Below are 17,444 nucleotides of genomic sequence, written 5' to 3' on the forward strand. Positions count from 1 at the left end.
CCGCCACGCGGTTATTTAGAAATTATTGATTATAAACTTCTTTATATCAATAGTTATTCATTGTCTTATTTAACGATTGCCTTAACAACTGTTCCGTCTTCGAGAGCTACAACAACGATTCCGGCAGGAGCGTCGAATGTAACATTATCAGAGTTGATCGTTGTGTTAGCAACAGTCTGTCCCAATACGTTGCTGATGATAACCTTCTGGTTAGCAGCATTCAGGATCGTTACCTTACCCTGGCCACCCAGAACTGTTACAGCTGTTGTATTGATAGATTCGTTAGAAACCGGATTATGTTCGTCAGCATCATCGAAGTAGATGTCACCGGTAGAGGTAGCAGTCTTAGATGTTGCGAAGTCATAGAAGTCTTCCGACGGAATCATTTCTTCACCACCTACACATTCGTTGAATGCACGTACACGTGCAGTGTAAGCAGTTTGCGGGATCAGGTTATGAACAGCTATCGATGTTGCAGTTGCAGCAACTTTGTACGATTCTTCACCGTCGAAGTTGATATCATCCTGCCATTCGTAATATGCTGTCGGTAATGAACCTACTTCAGTTCTCCAGTCACCTGTATTGAAGTCGCCACCGTTGATAGGCATACCCTGAACCGGCTTTCTAACCATCCATGTTGCAGGAGTGTCGAACAGATAGATATCGATCTGGTGTTCGTCGGTCTGGAATCCTTCCATCAGGCGGATTGTATACTTAACCGGTTTCGTGATATCTGTAGTCAGTTCCATGTTGTCCATCTGGTGGGCAATCGGAGCATAACCCCAGTTTCTGTCGATCGGCTGAGTATTACCCTGCAGTTCGAAGTTATCTACACTTACCTTAGTTACTTCTTTCTGCGGTTTGCCGGCAGCGTCAGTATATTCTTTAGTTACTTCCAACCAGTAGTTAACTTTGTTATCACGGTGGATAACATCACCTGTTGCGTTGAACAATTCAACCCAGATAGTCTTGCTTGCATCGTCGGCACGTACTTCAGACATGAATACATCTTCAGAAGTGTACTTCGGAGTGAAACGACCTACAGCAACCTGATAATACTGAGCACCCGGAGTGGCTGTCCACTTGATACGAGCATCGCTACCACCAACGTCACCTGGTTCCATATCTTTGATATATGGCATTTCAAGACCAGCGGTAAATGCTAACGGCAATGTTTTCTGTACATCACATACAGCAGACAGAGACAGTTCATTTTCTACATCGCAAAGATCTTCTACGTTCGGAGTCGAGCGAACATCGATCTTAGCAGCTACGTCACCACGAAGAACATTGTTCACCAGGTCGTTTGCACCACCCTTGAAAATATAAGGAGCTTCTTCTGCAGTTGCAGCCAGTTCCATAGACTTTTCACGGATGAACAGTTTCACTTCTTTTGCTTTGTTTGTTCCGAATGTGAACAAGTCAGAAGCACTCAGCAAGTTGATTTCCTGTTCTACCTTAGGATCTGTATCATTAACAGTAGTACCGTAATGAGGCAGGTCACGACCCTGGATATAGAATACAGAATCTTTAGAAGCGCCACCATTTACAACACCGAACTGGAATGCTTCGATCTTATTCTTACCAGCAGCGTCAGAGCTGAACCATACTTCAGGAACTTTCACGTCACCCTTGATAGTTGCAGTCAGCGTATCGGTAATATTAACTCCGTATGGAGCCCAGATACCGAAGTGTTTCCACTTTTCATCTTCAAATGTCAGATTATGTTTGTAATCATCCAGATCGAAGAAGTATACACGGTTCCATCTTTCAACATCAGCACCATGCTGTTGCGGAGCCAGACGGATAGAGTCTTTCGCATAGTAGCGAGCCCACATACCCTTTTCAGCACCACTAGTGATCGTATCGATAGTCATTTCAATACCGTCGCGATCTTTCGGATCGAACTTAGCAGAAACAAGAGCCAATACTTCACCATATTTGTTCGGAGAGATCTGAACCGTAGTACCTACTGTATCAACTTTTCCATAAGGTATACCATTCAGGTCGGCAAGAACTGTTACTTCATAATCGAATGCACCTTTCTTGTTAGAGAATACGTCCATATCGACCGGATCAACGATATTCAAACCGGAGATGATGAACTGACCGTCGCGTACCGGATAGCAAGTATTTACATAACGAGTCTTGTAATCCTTACGGAAGATTTCGTTATAGATCAAGTTCGGAGCAGGAACCCAATTGCCTTCAGAGCCACCTATGCTACTATAGTTTGCATTCGGATAACCACCACCGCAATCATTGCAAGAACCGAACTGCTGTGTCAGGAATGAATAGAAGCTAGTGTATGAACCGATGATCTTATCTGCATTCATGGTAGTCATCAAACCTCTGTCAGTAGTACCGAATGTGTAGAACTCGTTCCACCCCTTCTTGTTAGATGCAGTTGCACCGAACTGAGCTACGTGGTTGAATACGTTAGGTGTTCCCTGCATGCAGCAGTAATCCCAGTATTCTTTTTCAATCGGAAGCAGGTTTACATCGTTGTAAGGTACATATTTAACAGTCATATCGAGACCGTTTTCTTCTACGTACTGTACAGCATAGTCATTATCCAGGTCAACCTTGTAAATCAAAGTATCGCCTGTGCTCATACCGATAAATTTGCCGAATGTAGCGCCGCTATATTCTTCGATCGGTTTTTCCTGAGTACCTTTCTTCACATATACTTTCGCAAAGTCAAGGCTTTCACCTGTAAATACGAATGCATTTGTATGATAAACGGCATCGTCAAAGCTTTCATCTTTAGCGAACTGTTCTTTGAAGACCTTGATAGAAGCGACTGTTCCGCCAGGAACATCCGGTTTCAGGCCTGTAGCAAAGATCTTAACCGTGTGAGGTCTTGACTCATATTTGTAACCATCCCATTCGTCGTAAGGAGCGAAGAAGAAGTCTTTGCGATCGATACGTTCGAAATATTTCAGGAATTCAGAGCTCAGAACACCCATAGCGTGGCTCAACAGAGACTGATCAGTATCCTGGAACCATACGAATGTATTGTTACCGAAAATCTTGATCGGGCCTTCATAAACTGCACCACCCATCTTATCCATGAGATCCTCAGCCGAGTAAGTATAAGTCGTACCTGAAAGTACATCCTCATTTACATTATATCGTGCAACAGAGGCATCATAAACCAGGCGCGGAGCCAATGTATATGTTTCATTTACATATTTAGATTCGTCGTCACCAATGTTGACATCACCACGGTGATATTTGAAGATAGCATTGATGCTAACAACATCCTTGTTGATATTACCATCGCAATCGATAAGATCGACATCTGCATAAGAGCCGATTTCTTCTGGCCAGTCTTCGATATAACAATCCGGACAACCATGTTCTTCCAACCATGATTTCCAATCTTCATAGCTAGATCCAGAAACAGACATCGGCAGATAACGTCCCCAGTAATAAGTGGAATCTTTCTTATTTTCATCGTTGATAAATACGATCTTCCATCCCTTAATGTTCACGTCGTCGTCATAACGGCCTGTTGAATGCTTCGGAGCTTTAGTGCGATTTTCCAGAGTGAAACCACCGAACAACTCTTCCGGCAATGTATAATTGTCTGTACGACCAACAACCGAGTTGAAGTAAGGTAAGTTCTTGAAGCTGATCTTTGCAGTCTTATAATCCAGATATTCATCGAAGTGCAGATCGTTCAATTCGCTATATTCAGGAACAGAAGTACCCTGAAGTTCGTAACGAGCCGTATCTGAAGCTTCAGCTGTGATAGTAGACCAGATATAGTCAGATTTTTCAAATGCTTTTACTTCCTGCGGAGCGAAGTAATAGGTGAAACGAGCGCTCGATTTGCAATCACGATCGTCGCTGGCATCTGTCTGAACGAAGAATTCACGAGGAATCAGATAAGTTACTTTCTTATCTACACCAGGTGTACCTTTTCTAACGACCTTAATTGGAGAACTTGTTGCCAACTCATCCAAAGATACCCAACCCTGAACTTTTGTCATATCATCTTTCTGAGAGATTTCCATCATATCAACGATAAACGGATACTCGACGTTCAGTTCATAATATGCCAATTCTTCTTTTGAGTTTTGAGCTTGAGTCTGATCGATAAACGCCAGCATATCACGATTTGCTCCACCAAAAGTTGCAGTATACTCATTGTTAGCCTTGCTGTTCTTATACAATGTATTCCACAACTCTACAGTCGTTGTCAATGTATCAGGAGCGCAAGAAGTATTACGTCCGGCACCAGCGTTGAATACTTTTGTATTTGCAGCACTGAAGTCTACATTCGGGCGATTGAAAGCCAATCTTGCGTTTGTAAACACTGTCAACGGTTCTGTGTTCTTTGAACCTGTAGATTCAACGGCATCATCAGCAACAGATTTAGCACCTCTGAACATAACAATGATCATCTTGTTATCCAAAGAGCCCTGCTGCCATGAACTAGGATTTGTATTATCGGCATCAGAAACATGCGCTTTAATGTGATGCGTATGGGCTGTAGCCACTTCATGATTACTGGCAGTGAAAACTGCACGGTCGCTAACCATCTGACCTACTAATGTGCCTGCCAGATCATAAACATATACGTCATATGTCCAGTCGATCTTACGGTTTACCAAATCCGTATTACCAAAAGCACGGATATCCATCTCCACGCTTTCAACACCTGTCAAGCCTTTTGTGCTATACAGGAAGTCTACACGTGAACTGGCTGTCTGGTTCTGGTAAACACCTAAACCGGTATTGCCTTTATCATCTGTAAATTTCAGATATTCGGCAGTGTTCATTTCTTCGTGATTCTTAATATCCGAATAAGCCATTTCCAGATACTTTCCGGTGAAAGGCTTCAGATAGTTAGGAGCATCACTGTTATCCAGGTTAAAGAAAGTAACAAAAACACCATTCATTAAACCTGCATTCATCTTTGTGAAGTCAATCAACGACTCATAGTTTCCATAAGAAGTCGAATTAGCTTCCCAATGATCGTGAACGTTCACCTTGTCAATCGGCTTCAAATGAGTCGAGCCTGTTATCAGACCTGTCTCATTCTCCCACGCAGTTTCAGTGTTCACTGTTTCATACCACTTAGCCTTAATATTGGCATAGTCCGGATCCGCTGCGTTCAGCATCGGAGACAAGCCATAAAAAGCCATAGCACATAAAAGAGCGGCCGACCCGCCTTTTACCAAAGTACTTTTTCTCATACGTAAAACATTTAATTAATAAAATTATGATCTATACTCAAATTGATTATTTTGATCTCATTTAGCCTCTCTCCGCTTATTTCAACCGCCTAAACCCGTAGGACACAAGAAAAAGCATTTTAACGGAACTGTTAAATGCCTGTATATCGGCATCCTTTTTACCCGCCGATTACCGATTTGACGAGCTAAAACGTTCCTTTTTTCTAGTCAGTCGTTTAAGATTCTTTTACTTTTGTAACAAGAAGTGGCTATTTGGTCCTTATTTCTATATCGTGCTGATAAGAAAGCAGATAGAAAAGTGAAAAAAGTTCTGAAAAGAGTTGCAGGTTCAAAAGGAATGCGTATTTTTGCTGCATAAAAAAAAGGAACGTTTTTTTTAGTCAGTCCAAATCACAGCTCCTCAGATAATTATCAAAGCATACAGACAATCAGGAATAGTTGTTAAATAGAAAAAAAACGGTCTCTCTCCGGCTGCTAAAACGCCTATATAATAACGTACACGTACTTTAATATTAATAAATTCATATCCAAAATTCACCAATCGTTCTGGCCGCATATTTTAATATTTATAGGATTTATATAATCATAGCCTTCGCGCCCTTTCAATTTCAAACCATCAGTAGACTAAAACAGATCGTTTTACAAATTACCTGTTGTTTAATACAAATCCCTTTCGTACTTTTGTAAGCTACTAGAAGGATAAAAATGAAACAGTATTTAGAATTGCTAGATCGCGTATTAGCCGAAGGAGTCAAGAAGGAAGACCGCACAGGAACGGGTACACAAAGTATCTTTGGCCACCAAATGCGATTCAATCTGGAAGAGGGATTTCCTCTCCTTACGACCAAGAAGCTACATCTGAAGTCTATCATATACGAACTGCTCTGGTTCTTACAGGGAGATACGAATGCAAAGTACCTGCAGGATCACGGTGTACGTATCTGGAATGAGTGGGCGGATGCCGACGGGAACCTCGGACATATCTACGGATTCCAGTGGCGTTCATGGCCAGACTACAAAGGCGGTTCTATCGACCAGATCAGCGAAGCCGTCGAGACGATCAAACACAATCCCGACTCACGGAGAATCATTGTCAGTGCCTGGAATGTGGGCGATCTCGATAACATGAACCTTCCACCGTGTCATGCTTTCTTTCAATTTTATGTAGCGAACGGACGTCTGAGTCTGCAAATGTATCAGCGCAGTGCCGATATATTCCTCGGTGTTCCTTTTAACATCGCTTCCTACGCTTTACTTTTACAAATGATGGCACAAGCCACAGGACTTATTGCCGGTGATTTCGTTCACACGCTGGGTGATGCCCATATATACAGTAATCATCTCGAACAGGTAAAGTTGCAGCTTACCCGTGAGCCGCGTCCCCTTCCCCGGATGGAGATTAATCCGGATGTAAAAAGTATCTTCGACTTTAAGTACGAAGACTTCAATCTGACCGGTTACGACCCGCATCCGCACATCAAAGGAGAAGTGGCGGTCTGAGGGTTCGACAACCAGTAATAGAATATAAACAGACTATATAAATCGATAAGTTTATGAGTACAATTTCAATCATCGCTGCCATAGCAGAAAACAACGCTATCGGTAAAAACAATAAATTGTTGTGGCGTCTGCCAGCCGATATGAGACGTTTTAAAGATTTGACGACAGGACACGCCGTGATCATGGGACGTAAGACATTCGAGTCGTTGCCGAAAGGGCCGCTTCCCAACCGCAAAAATGTAGTCCTGACTACTTTGCCGGAAGCAGGATTTGTAAATTGTTTCGCTTGCGAATCAATGGGTGCAGCATTAGATATCTGTGAGAAAGAAGATGAAATATTCATTCTGGGTGGTGCATTGGTTTATCGCCAGGCATTGCGTATAGCAGATAAGATGTACATCACACGCGTACACGGAGAGTTTAAGGATGCCGACACATTCTTCCCTGTGGTAAACTGGGATATGTGGGAAGAAGTGGAACGTCAGGAGTTTCCTGCCGACGCGAAGCATGCTTATCCGTATACCTTCCTTACCTATAAGCGTAAGAAATAACAACGATCAAATAAGAATAGCAGGGAACATACTTCTCTGCTATTTTTTTCACCCTCGCGATTTCAGCATTCATTTACTGCCATAACCTGCAGGATATGTGCCTCTTACGACATGAACTCACCTCCTATTTGTGCTGTCATCGTGCGTTCATAACGCCTTCATTTGAAAATTCATCTCTTAACGAAGATACTACCTATTAGTAATCACATAAGCATAAACTACAACAAAACACACTTACCACTAAGATGAAAGTAGACACTCATTAATCTTTCGCCAACTGCCAAAAGATCTTTTTCCTATTGCCGAAAGATTATTTGACAGTTGGCAAAATATTGTTTGGTAGTTGTCAAAAGACTACTAGGATACTACTTTTGTACTAAGTATCAGGCTATTCTTTGCTAAAAGGTCACTCCTAAAGGTATAATATAGACCTTTAGGAGAGGTCGGATTGTTCACAACTGTCTATACACGAAAGTTCACATTCCATACCTGAAAGCTAAATGAAACCCACATGAAGCCCGAAAGCGGAGCGGGTTCAGATTTATACCCATTAAATATCAAGAGACAGAAGCCGACATGAAGTCATGAATGCCTATTGGGGTATTTTTTATTTACTCCTTATTAACAAAGAGTTTACAACTTTTTACCTTTTCTTTGTATCTATATAGGAAAGGACGTTGTTTAATTAGTAAACTCAGTAAGATATGAAGATAAGAGCGATTATTATTTCTGCCCTGATACTGTGTTGCGTTTCTGCAGCCATCGTATATACCCGGGCAGCACAACCCAAAGGCGAAAGTAAAATGATTACCGAAGCATTACAAGGCAAAAATACGCCACAACTGATCAAGGCATTGATCAGCAGCATGAAAGACAAGATGGAAGTAAACGAAGACGAGTTTCCGGCTCTTATCAAAGAGGTGGAGAACTATGCGGCCGACTGCACAGATACGGCCTCGGTAGCCGTATTGCATTCGATGATAGCCGAAATGTATAACTTCTACTACACGCAGAACCGTTGGACGATCGGACAGCGTACCGACCTCGTCGGATATGTGCCCGAAGATATCCGCGAATGGACGACCAACCTTTTTACCCAAAAGATCAAGGAGGAACTCGCCGCCTCCCTGCAACCGGCAGAGTTGTTGCAACAAACACCGGTGGCGGAATTCAAGGCGATCCTGACGGAAGGCAAGAACACGCCTGCCCTGCGCCCTACCTTATACGATTTCCTGGCGTTCCGCGCATTGGAGATTGCTCCTACCACAGAGCTGTATGAAGAATTGCTGGCTTATCTGAATACGCAACCGGACAAGAAAGCGGTCGTGCTTGCTTCGCTGGATTACCTGCGGTTCAAATACAACCGTCTTTATGAAGAAAAAGAACAGAAAGAATATGTGTCGGCACTCGACAGTCTGCTCAAGATATATGGGGATAAGGATTATTCCGTTGAAATCATAGCAGCCAAACTGAATGCCATTTCAAGTGTTTACGGCAGAAGCAGCCAGGCGGAAACGGACTCGATACAGACAGTCGTTTACAATCTGGGCAAGGAAACCATCGCACGTTTCCCGAACTACGAACGTATCGGTCTGATAAAAAACAGATTGGAAGATATGCAAAACCCTGTGCTGTCGGTCAATACCAACAATACGGTTTATCCCGGCAAAGGGTTGACGCTTCGTCTGAATTACAGGAATATTCCGCGTATCGACGTGCGTATTTACAAGAGCTTGAAGACGCCTCAGCAAACATTAGTCTACACTTCGGATAACAATACGTTGGGAGCACTGGTCAAAGAGGTTACTTTCTCCCTCTCCGCACCCAATACTTATACAAGCGTAGACACCAGTCTCGTTATCCCGATGGATCAGATGGGACTGTATGAATGTGTCGTTTCGGCTCCAGGCATTAAAGAAAAAACAAACAACCTGTTCAGTGTCAGCCGACTGGCAGCCGTTTCGCGCAATACGACTTCGGGAAGCACCGAAGTGCTGGTGACGGATTATCTGAGCGGCAAGCCGGTAAGCGATGCTTCCGTTATCTATTATTCGGGCAAACGCAACAGCATGCAGAAACAAGGTACGGTTCAGACAGACAAAGACGGTCTCGCTACCTTCCCGAAGAAAGGCGACCAGATGGCGTTTCTGGTTTCCCGTCCGGGAGACGAATCGCCGATGCTGACTCCGCTTTACCCATACTGGGACAGGGATACGGAAAAGACACGTCCGCAACTGGCGTTATTTACCGACCGCGGCTTGTATCGTCCCGGACAAACGGTTTATTTCAAAGGGATTGCTTACATGAACAATACCAATGAGCCATACGCCGTAGAAGGGAAAACCTACAAGGTCGTGTTGCGTGATGCCAACTGGAAAGAAGTGAGCACCAAGGAATTTAAGACAAATAAGTTCGGTTCTTTCAACGGTGAATTTACGTTGCCTCAGCAAACGCTCAACGGCACCTTTACGTTGTCTACCGAATATACGAATCTTGGCGTGCGGGTGGAAGAATACAAGCGTCCTTCTTTCTTCGTCGAACTGCAACCGATTAAGGGAGAGATTACTTTCGGCGACCGGGTAACGATCAGCGGGAAAGCGCAGACCTTCTCGGGAGTGGCACTGCAAAGCGGTGAAGTAAGCTATCGTATCAACAAAGCTCCTTTCTGGTTACGTAGTTATTCCAGAAACCTGTCCCGCGATCAGGTGGCAGAAGGGAAAACAACAGTCGGCAGCGACGGGACATTCTCTTTTGAGTTCCGCCCCGAAAAGACGACCGAGAATTACAACTTCTTCCCCTACCAGAGTTATGTAGTGACGGCCACCCTGACCAATAGCAACGGAGAGACGCAGGAAGCGACTTATACTTTCCAGGTAGGCGAAAGCAGTATCATCCTGAGTATGGATTTCCCCTCGATTGAAGTCAACAAAGACTCGGTAAAACCGGTCGTGCAGGCACAAACGTTGAATGGGGAACGAATCACTGTGGAAGGCACTTATTCGATTTATAAACTCAGTAACCGGCAAAAGGACATCGCAGAAGCGCTTCCTGAAATGAAAGAAGTCGAGCGGGTCGACACCGGTACATTCATTACCGGCAAGGCGATGGATAACGAGCTGTTCAGAAAACTTCCGTCGGGCGCTTACCGCATCAAGCTGGAAGCCAAAGACTCGCAAGGCCGTCCGGCTACGGAACAACGGGATATACAGTTGTATAGCCTGCGGGATAAACGACCACCCGTATTCAGAGACATCTGGTTGGTAAACGAAAAGATAAACTGCCTGCCGGGTGAAGAAGCGCGCGTCCTGTTCGGTACGTCCCTCAAAGACACGCACGTATTATATGAACTATACCAGAACGGCAAATGCATCCTGCGCAAACAAGAGGTGTTGAATAACGAGAACCGTCTTTTCCGCATCCCGTTCCTCGACAGTTACGGTGAAGGCGTAGTGGCTAGTTTTACCTTTGTAAAAGAAGGCAAATTATATACGACTCAATCACAGATCAAGAGACAGGAGCCGGACAGAAAGCTGACAATCAAGCCCGTCACCTTCCGCGACCGTCTGCTGCCGGGTAATAAGGAAAGCTGGAAGTTCCGCATATTGGATGCCGATTCTGTTCCCGTTACAGCAGAGGTATTGGCAAGCATGTATGATGCTTCACTGGATAAGATATTACCGTTTAACTGGTACTTCAATCCCGAACGCTCTGTCTACCTGACAGCTCCGACATTCCGGATCGGTACAGGCATGGATAACAGAGTCAGTTACGAAAACGGGGATGTGAACCGGATGAAAGTCCCCGAATACCAATACGACCGGCTGAACTGGCAAGGATTGATGGATATCCGCAGATATAGAGGTGGCATCATGATGAAATCGTCTGCTGCCCCGATTATCGCTGAAGAAGAAGTAGCAGAAGCACAAGTAGAAAGCTACTCGCGTGCCGGCGGCATGCTGGCAGAAAACACCGTAGAAGCCTATGCCGACAGGATTGCCCAGGATAGTGATGACAGCAACAGCCAGCCGGAAGCGTTGCCCGTTCAGCAAATGCGGGAGAACTTCAATGAAACAGCTTTCTTCTATCCGTCCCTGCTGACAGATAAAGAAGGAGACGTCATGATCGAGTTCGTCCTGCCGGAAAGCAATACGACCTGGAAATTCCAGGCGTTGGCTAATACGGCCGATATGAAATACGGCAAGCTGAGCCGCGAAGTGATCAGCAGCAAGCCGCTGATGGTATTGCCGAACCTTCCGCGTTTCATGCGCCAGGGAGACGAAGTGACCATCAGCACGCAGGTGATCAACAACTCGAAAGAGACGGTCGAAGGACGGGTAAGCCTGGAATTGTTCGACCCGGCAAACAACCAGCCGGTGATCTGCCTGACCAAGTCGCAAAAGGCGTTTACCTTAGCTGCCGACAGCATAACGACTGCCTTCTGGACATTCCGCGTGCCGGAAACGACCAATCTGATCGGTTGCCGCATCGTAGCCGACTCCGAATTAGGCAGCGATGGCGAACAACACCTGATCCCTGTCCTTTCCAACCAAATATTGGTGACGGAAAGCCAGCCGTTCTACCTGATGGGAGATAATGAAAAACGTATCCGGCTCTCAGGCAGCCTGAAGCCGTTCCGTACGACACTGGAACTGACGGCCAACCCGATCTGGTACGCCATCCAGGCATTGCCAACCATCACACAGCCGGACAACGATGATGCCATCTCCTGGTTTGCCTCATATTACAGCAACACGCTGGCAAGCTCAATCGCAACGGAGAATCCGCGGATACAGCAAGTCATCAACCAATGGAAGGCACAAGGCGGAACAGCCGAAACGCTTTACTCCAACCTGGAAAAGAACCAGGAACTGAAAAGCATCCTGTTGCAGGAAACTCCTTGGGTGATGGCTGCCGACAACGAGACGGAGCAGAAGCAACGCCTGTCGCTGCTGTTCGACATCAACCGGGCACAGCAACAACGTGCACAGGCTTTGCAACATTTGCTCGACCTGCAAACGGACGAAGGCGGATGGAGCTGGTTCAAAAACTATTATCCCAGCCGCCAGATCACATTGTTTATCCTGCAAGGCATGACGCAACTGATTGAAATGAACGCCGCTCCCTTCGGCAACGACGAGAAGGTGATGCAGATGAAAGCCCTCAAATACCTGGATAAGGCAATACAGGATGATTACAAGCTGCTGAAAAAGAACAACAAGGACTGGCAGAACTACGAACTGACAGATATCCAGCTGGAATACCTGTTCGTACGCAGTGCTTACCGCGATATCCCCGAACTGGGCGATGCCCGCGAAGCTATCCGTTTCTACACCACCCGGGCTGAAAAGACCTGGAGTAAACAATCATTAGCCGGCAAAGGCGAAACCGCCCTATTGATGTACCGCAACGGTAACAAAGCAGTAGCAAACGATATCCTCGCCTGGTTGCGCAAAACGGCAACGACATCGGCAGAACAGGGCATGTACTGGGCGAACAACCGGAGAGGCAACAGCTATTTCACCTCTCCCATCGACACTCATTGCCTGCTGATGAAAGTATTCGACACGTTCGCACCGGATCAGAAAGAGACAGACCGCCTGAAACAATGGCTGCTGAACCAGAAACGCACTCAGAACTGGGAATCGGTAACGTCTACTGTCAATGCCATCTATGCGTTGGTTCTTACCGGAAGCGACTGGCTGAACGACGACAACACCTGCATCGTGGACTGGAACGGCAAGACATACAGCACCGCGGAAGGCGAAACGGCCACCGGCTATCTGAAAGTAGTGCTACCGGGAGAAAAAACAGTTTCTTCCGAAAGGAATTCTATTTCCATCCGAAAGGAAGGAAACGCGCCTGCCTGGGGAGCCGTCTACGAACAGTACTTCGAGAACATCAATAAAATAGATAAACAGAAAGGTGTGCTCAACGTAGAAAAGAAACTGTTCATCGAAAGCAACAGCGGCAGCGGCCTGCAGATCGAACCGGTAACGGAAAAACGCCCACTTCGCATCGGCGATAAAGTGATCGTCCGTCTGACGATCCGCACCGACCGGGCAATGGATTACGTATTCCTGAAAGACCTGCGCGCAGGTTGCTTCGAACCCGCCAACCAGCTTTCGGGCATGATGTTCAGCGACGGTGTATCTTATTACCAGTCGCCGACGGATGTTTCCGAAAACTTCTTCTTCGGTTCGTTGCCGGAAGGAACGTTCGTAATCGAGTATCCGGTCTACGTAACCCGCAGCGGCGAGTATGCCGGGGGAATCAGTACAATTCAATGCCTGTACGCTCCCGAGTTCGTTTCGCATACAGAAAGTGAGACAATCTCTGTCAATTTTTAATTCTAATTTTCTATCTTTGTAACATAAACAATAGCTAAATAAAAAGTAAAATGAAACAGATTATTTTTATTTTTATGGCAATCCTGCTTGCTACAGGAATGGCTTCTGCTCAGAAAAAAGCAGTTATTTCTGCAGATCAAACCTCTCACGACTTTACACAAATCAAAGAAGCCGACGGAAAGGTATCCACTACATTTGTAGTTAAAAATACAGGAGAAGCCCCACTGGTTATTACCCGTGTAATCGCTTCCTGTGGATGTACGACTCCTGAATGGACTAAAGAACCGATTGCTCCCGGTCAGACCGGAGATATTAAAATAACATACGATCCGAAAGGACGACCCGGCCCGTTCTCTAAAACTATTTCAGTTTACAGCAACGGTAAAACCGGAAGTTTTATTCTGACCATACGGGGAGAAGTCATTTAATTTACAACTAGCAAAACTAAAAACAAAGAATGCTGAATATGAAAAGACTGGGCTTTATTCTATGCTGCATATTCCTGATAACAGCTAATATGGCGGCACAGAACGGAGCTCAGATAAGTGCAGATGAACTGACCTACAACTTCGGTACTATCGCTGAAGCGGATGGATTGGCCAGTCATACTTTTGTTATTAAAAATACGGGAGACGGTCCACTGGTCATCACTCGTATCACCGCTTCTTGTGGCTGCACACAACCGGAATGGACAAAAGAACCTATCGCCCCGGGAAAGACCGGAAACGTAAAAGTGACCTATAATCCCAAAGGACGTCCTGGCCCGTTCTACAAAACGATCTCCATATTCAGCAACGGTAAAAAAGGCAGTTATACACTGGCTATCAAAGGGAACGTGACACCGAAACCGCTTCAGCCTACATTTATATACCCTTATTCCATCGGCGATCTGAAAATGCAGACCAAAACGGTTCTATACAGCAGTATCCGTCCGGATGAAACATTAGGGGAAAAGATCAGTGTGAAGAACGAAGGAAAAACAACTCTTACGATCCACCAAGGTAAAGTACCCAACTTCCTGACCGTCGAAATTCGTCCTACCCAGCTGGCACCGGATGAAGTCGGCGAAATTACTTTATTGATGGATGCCAAGGCTACCAAAAGAAAAGGGCGGGTTACAACTGAGATACCTTTAACGATTGAAAGCATAGGACAAAAAGAAATTTCAGGGAAAGTGCACGTAGCAGCCAATATAATTGATAACTTTGGAAAATTATCGGCTGCAGAGAAGGCACAAGCTCCTGTTGCACAGCTATCGGGTACTTTACTCGACTTCGGGAAATTACCGGAGAAAGGTGGTTTTATTCCTCTGATCGGAGGTAAAGTGACCGGAACTGTCGATATTACCAATACCGGAAAGTCGCCGCTTCTTATCCACAGCATCAGTTGCGATAATGAATTGGTGGATATCTCCGGAGGTAAAAAAGAAATTAAACCGGGAACGACTGCTACCTATAAGATTTCGGTTCGTCCACGAGAAATCAAGACAAAACTGGAAGCGCTTATCAATGTGGTATGCAACGACCCGAACGGCCCTGTTCGCCTTATAAAAGTAACAGCAGAAAAATAATAAGTCAATTATTCGATGTGCCAATACTGAATGTGTTTTCTGATTGGCATATTGACATATTGGCACATTAAATAATTATTATTTATGGAACATCCCGAAAACGACGATCTTTACAGAGGATTAAAGGTAAACAAGGGAGTAGCCGACGTACCGACTGTAAACCCGTATCTCAAAAGACCTCAACGTAAAGCATATACCCCTTCCGAATTTGTAGAAGGGATACTGAAAGGAAATATAACCATCCTCAGCCAGGCAGTGACCTTGGTTGAAAGTGCAAAATATGAGCATCAGCAATTAGCTCAGGAAATCATCGAAAAATGTCTTCCTTTTGCCGGTAAATCGGTTCGTATCGGTATTACCGGAGTACCCGGTGCAGGAAAGAGTACCTCTATCGACTCATTCGGTATGCATCTGATCAAAGAAGGACGTAAATTGGCTGTACTGGCCATCGACCCGAGTAGCGAACGCTCCAAAGGAAGTATCCTGGGAGATAAGACCCGTATGGAAGCTTTGTCACGCGAAAAGAATGCATTCATCCGCCCTTCGCCATCGGCAGGTTCGCTGGGTGGTGTGGCACGTAAAACACGTGAAACGATCGTTTTGTGTGAGGCTGCCGGTTTCGATACCGTATTCGTAGAAACAGTAGGTGTCGGACAAAGCGAAACGGCCGTACATTCAATGGTCGACTTCTTCCTGCTTATCCAACTGGCTGGAACAGGGGATGAACTGCAAGGTATCAAACGCGGTATCATGGAGATGGCAGACGGTATCATTATCAATAAAGCAGACGGCGATAATATCGACAAAGCGAATCTGGCCGCTGCACAGTTCAGAAATGCCCTGCATCTTTTCCCGCCCGCAGATTCCGGATGGTTCCCCAAAGTATTGACCTACTCAGGTTATTACAATATCGGGATCAAGGAAATCTGGGATATGGTAGGCGAATACATGGAGTTTACAAAGAAAAACGGCTACTTCAATTACAAACGGAATGAACAGGCCAAGTACTGGATGTATGAAAGTATCAACGATACATTACGTGAAACATTCTATCATAATCCTGCCGTTGAAGGCATGCTGATACCGACAGAGCAACAGGTGTTAAACAACGAGATCAGCTCATTTGTCGCAGCTAAACGAATGATGGATTTATTCCTGGATAATTTATCGAAAAAATAAGATATAACCTAAAACGAATAACCCCCGCCAGATTGCTATCCGGCGGGGGTTATTTATTTCTGACAACTCATGTTTAGATGGAAGACACACGAAGTGTATTCAATAAATCACGGTTGATCGGTTTATCATTCTTAATAGCCTTGGAGAACGGTACGTATACGATCTGGTCATTCTGTATCCCCATCATCACGTTACGCTGATCGTCCAGTAACGCATCGACGGCACCGACTCCCATGCGGGTTGCTAGGATACGGTCCTGTGCCGTAGGCGATCCGCCACGCTGCAAGTGTCCCAGGATAGAGACACGAACATCGAACTGAGGATATTCATTCTTTACACGTTCGGCCACCCCCATTGCACCGCCGGTTACTTCACTTTCGGCAACCAGTACGATACTACTGTTTTTTGACTTACGGAAACCATTTTCGATCATTTCCGCCAACTGGTCCTTCTCCATAGATATTTCCGGGATGATCGCAGCTTCTGCACCTGAAGCAATCGCACCGTTCAATGCGAGAAAGCCTGCATCTCGTCCCATCACTTCGATAAAGAACAAACGATCGTGAGAAGTAGCTGTATCGCGGATCTTATCCACACATTCCATGATAGTATTCAGGGCTGTGTCGTATCCGATCGTAACATCCGTACCATACAGGTCGTTATCGATCGTACCCGGAACACCGACTATCGGATAATTGAATTCCTGTGCAAATATGCGGGCTCCAGTCAATGTACCGTCACCACCGATGGCGATCAATGCATCGATACCCTCTTCCACCAACTTATCGTATGCCTGCTTACGGCCTTCAGGAGTTTTGAACTCCATACAACGAGCTGTTTTCAATATTGTTCCACCACGCTGGATAATGTTACTTACATTCTGAGTCTTGAATTCTTCAATTTCACCTGTGATCAATCCTCTGTAGCCTCGAAAAATACCTTTAACCCTAATCCCGTTATAAATAGCGGAACGCGTCACTGCACGGATGGCAGCGTTCATTCCGGGAGCATCACCTCCGGACGTTAAAATGCCAATACATTTAATAGTAGACATAGCGTCTTTATTTTATATTATTCGCGGCAAAAATAA

General features: G+C 45.2%; 8 protein-coding genes. 6 read left to right on the top strand and 2 right to left on the bottom strand.

The features are described from left to right. Positions 1-65 precede the first annotated feature (65 nt). The gene (locus tag QZ076_RS06665; protein ID WP_293711542.1) at positions 66-5,207 is read right to left on the bottom strand and encodes a DUF6383 domain-containing protein; all 5,142 of its coding nucleotides are present in this window, start codon (positions 5,205-5,207) and stop codon (positions 66-68) included. Between the two features lie 705 nt (positions 5,208-5,912). On the opposite strand from QZ076_RS06665, the gene QZ076_RS06670 reads away from it, so the two are divergent. From QZ076_RS06670 to meaB, 6 genes are all read left to right on the top strand, one after another. Further along, positions 5,913-6,707 (top strand): thymidylate synthase, encoded by a 795-nt coding sequence (locus QZ076_RS06670; protein ID WP_293711545.1) that lies wholly within the window; start codon positions 5,913-5,915, stop codon positions 6,705-6,707. Between the two features lie 53 nt (positions 6,708-6,760). Then, complete coding sequence (locus QZ076_RS06675; RefSeq protein WP_293711548.1) at positions 6,761-7,258, top strand: dihydrofolate reductase; 498 nt, start codon at positions 6,761-6,763, stop codon at positions 7,256-7,258. Positions 7,259-7,962: 704 nt separating this feature from the next. Continuing rightward, complete coding sequence (locus QZ076_RS06680) at positions 7,963-13,605, top strand: alpha-2-macroglobulin family protein (RefSeq protein WP_293711550.1); 5,643 nt, start codon at positions 7,963-7,965, stop codon at positions 13,603-13,605. 50 nt (positions 13,606-13,655) lie between these two features. After that, positions 13,656-14,033, top strand: coding sequence for a DUF1573 domain-containing protein (locus QZ076_RS06685; RefSeq protein WP_293711553.1), 378 nt, complete (start codon positions 13,656-13,658; stop codon positions 14,031-14,033). Positions 14,034-14,062: 29 nt separating this feature from the next. Continuing rightward, positions 14,063-15,175: a DUF1573 domain-containing protein gene (locus tag QZ076_RS06690; protein ID WP_365324853.1), complete on the top strand. Its 1,113-nt coding sequence runs from the start codon at positions 14,063-14,065 to the stop codon at positions 15,173-15,175. Positions 15,176-15,259: 84 nt separating this feature from the next. Further along, positions 15,260-16,354, top strand: a complete 1,095-nt coding sequence (gene meaB, locus QZ076_RS06695; protein ID WP_293711559.1) for a methylmalonyl Co-A mutase-associated GTPase MeaB — start codon at positions 15,260-15,262, stop codon at positions 16,352-16,354. A gap of 73 nt (positions 16,355-16,427) precedes the next feature. Here meaB and pfkA read toward each other — a convergent pair whose 3' ends face one another. Further along, complete coding sequence (pfkA, locus tag QZ076_RS06700; protein ID WP_075556130.1) at positions 16,428-17,408, bottom strand: 6-phosphofructokinase; 981 nt, start codon at positions 17,406-17,408, stop codon at positions 16,428-16,430. Positions 17,409-17,444 lie beyond the last annotated feature (36 nt).

Origin of the sequence: uncultured Parabacteroides sp., assembly GCF_905196875.1 — a bacterium.
Classification (GTDB): Bacteria; Bacteroidota; Bacteroidia; order Bacteroidales; family Tannerellaceae; genus Parabacteroides.

Excerpts from the sequence above, each read along its gene's own strand:
- QZ076_RS06675 (WP_293711548.1), top strand. The coding sequence starts at position 6,761 with ATGAGTACAATTTCAATCATCGCTGCCATAGCAGAAAACAACGCTATC.
- meaB (WP_293711559.1), top strand. The coding sequence starts at position 15,260 with ATGGAACATCCCGAAAACGACGATCTTTACAGAGGATTAAAGGTAAAC.
- QZ076_RS06680 (WP_293711550.1), top strand. The coding sequence starts at position 7,963 with ATGAAGATAAGAGCGATTATTATTTCTGCCCTGATACTGTGTTGCGTT.
- QZ076_RS06685 (WP_293711553.1), top strand. The coding sequence starts at position 13,656 with ATGAAACAGATTATTTTTATTTTTATGGCAATCCTGCTTGCTACAGGA.
- pfkA (WP_075556130.1), bottom strand. The coding sequence starts at position 17,408 with ATGTCTACTATTAAATGTATTGGCATTTTAACGTCCGGAGGTGATGCT.
- QZ076_RS06690 (WP_365324853.1), top strand. The coding sequence starts at position 14,063 with ATGCTGAATATGAAAAGACTGGGCTTTATTCTATGCTGCATATTCCTG.
- QZ076_RS06665 (WP_293711542.1), bottom strand. The coding sequence starts at position 5,207 with ATGAGAAAAAGTACTTTGGTAAAAGGCGGGTCGGCCGCTCTTTTATGT.
- QZ076_RS06670 (WP_293711545.1), top strand. The coding sequence starts at position 5,913 with ATGAAACAGTATTTAGAATTGCTAGATCGCGTATTAGCCGAAGGAGTC.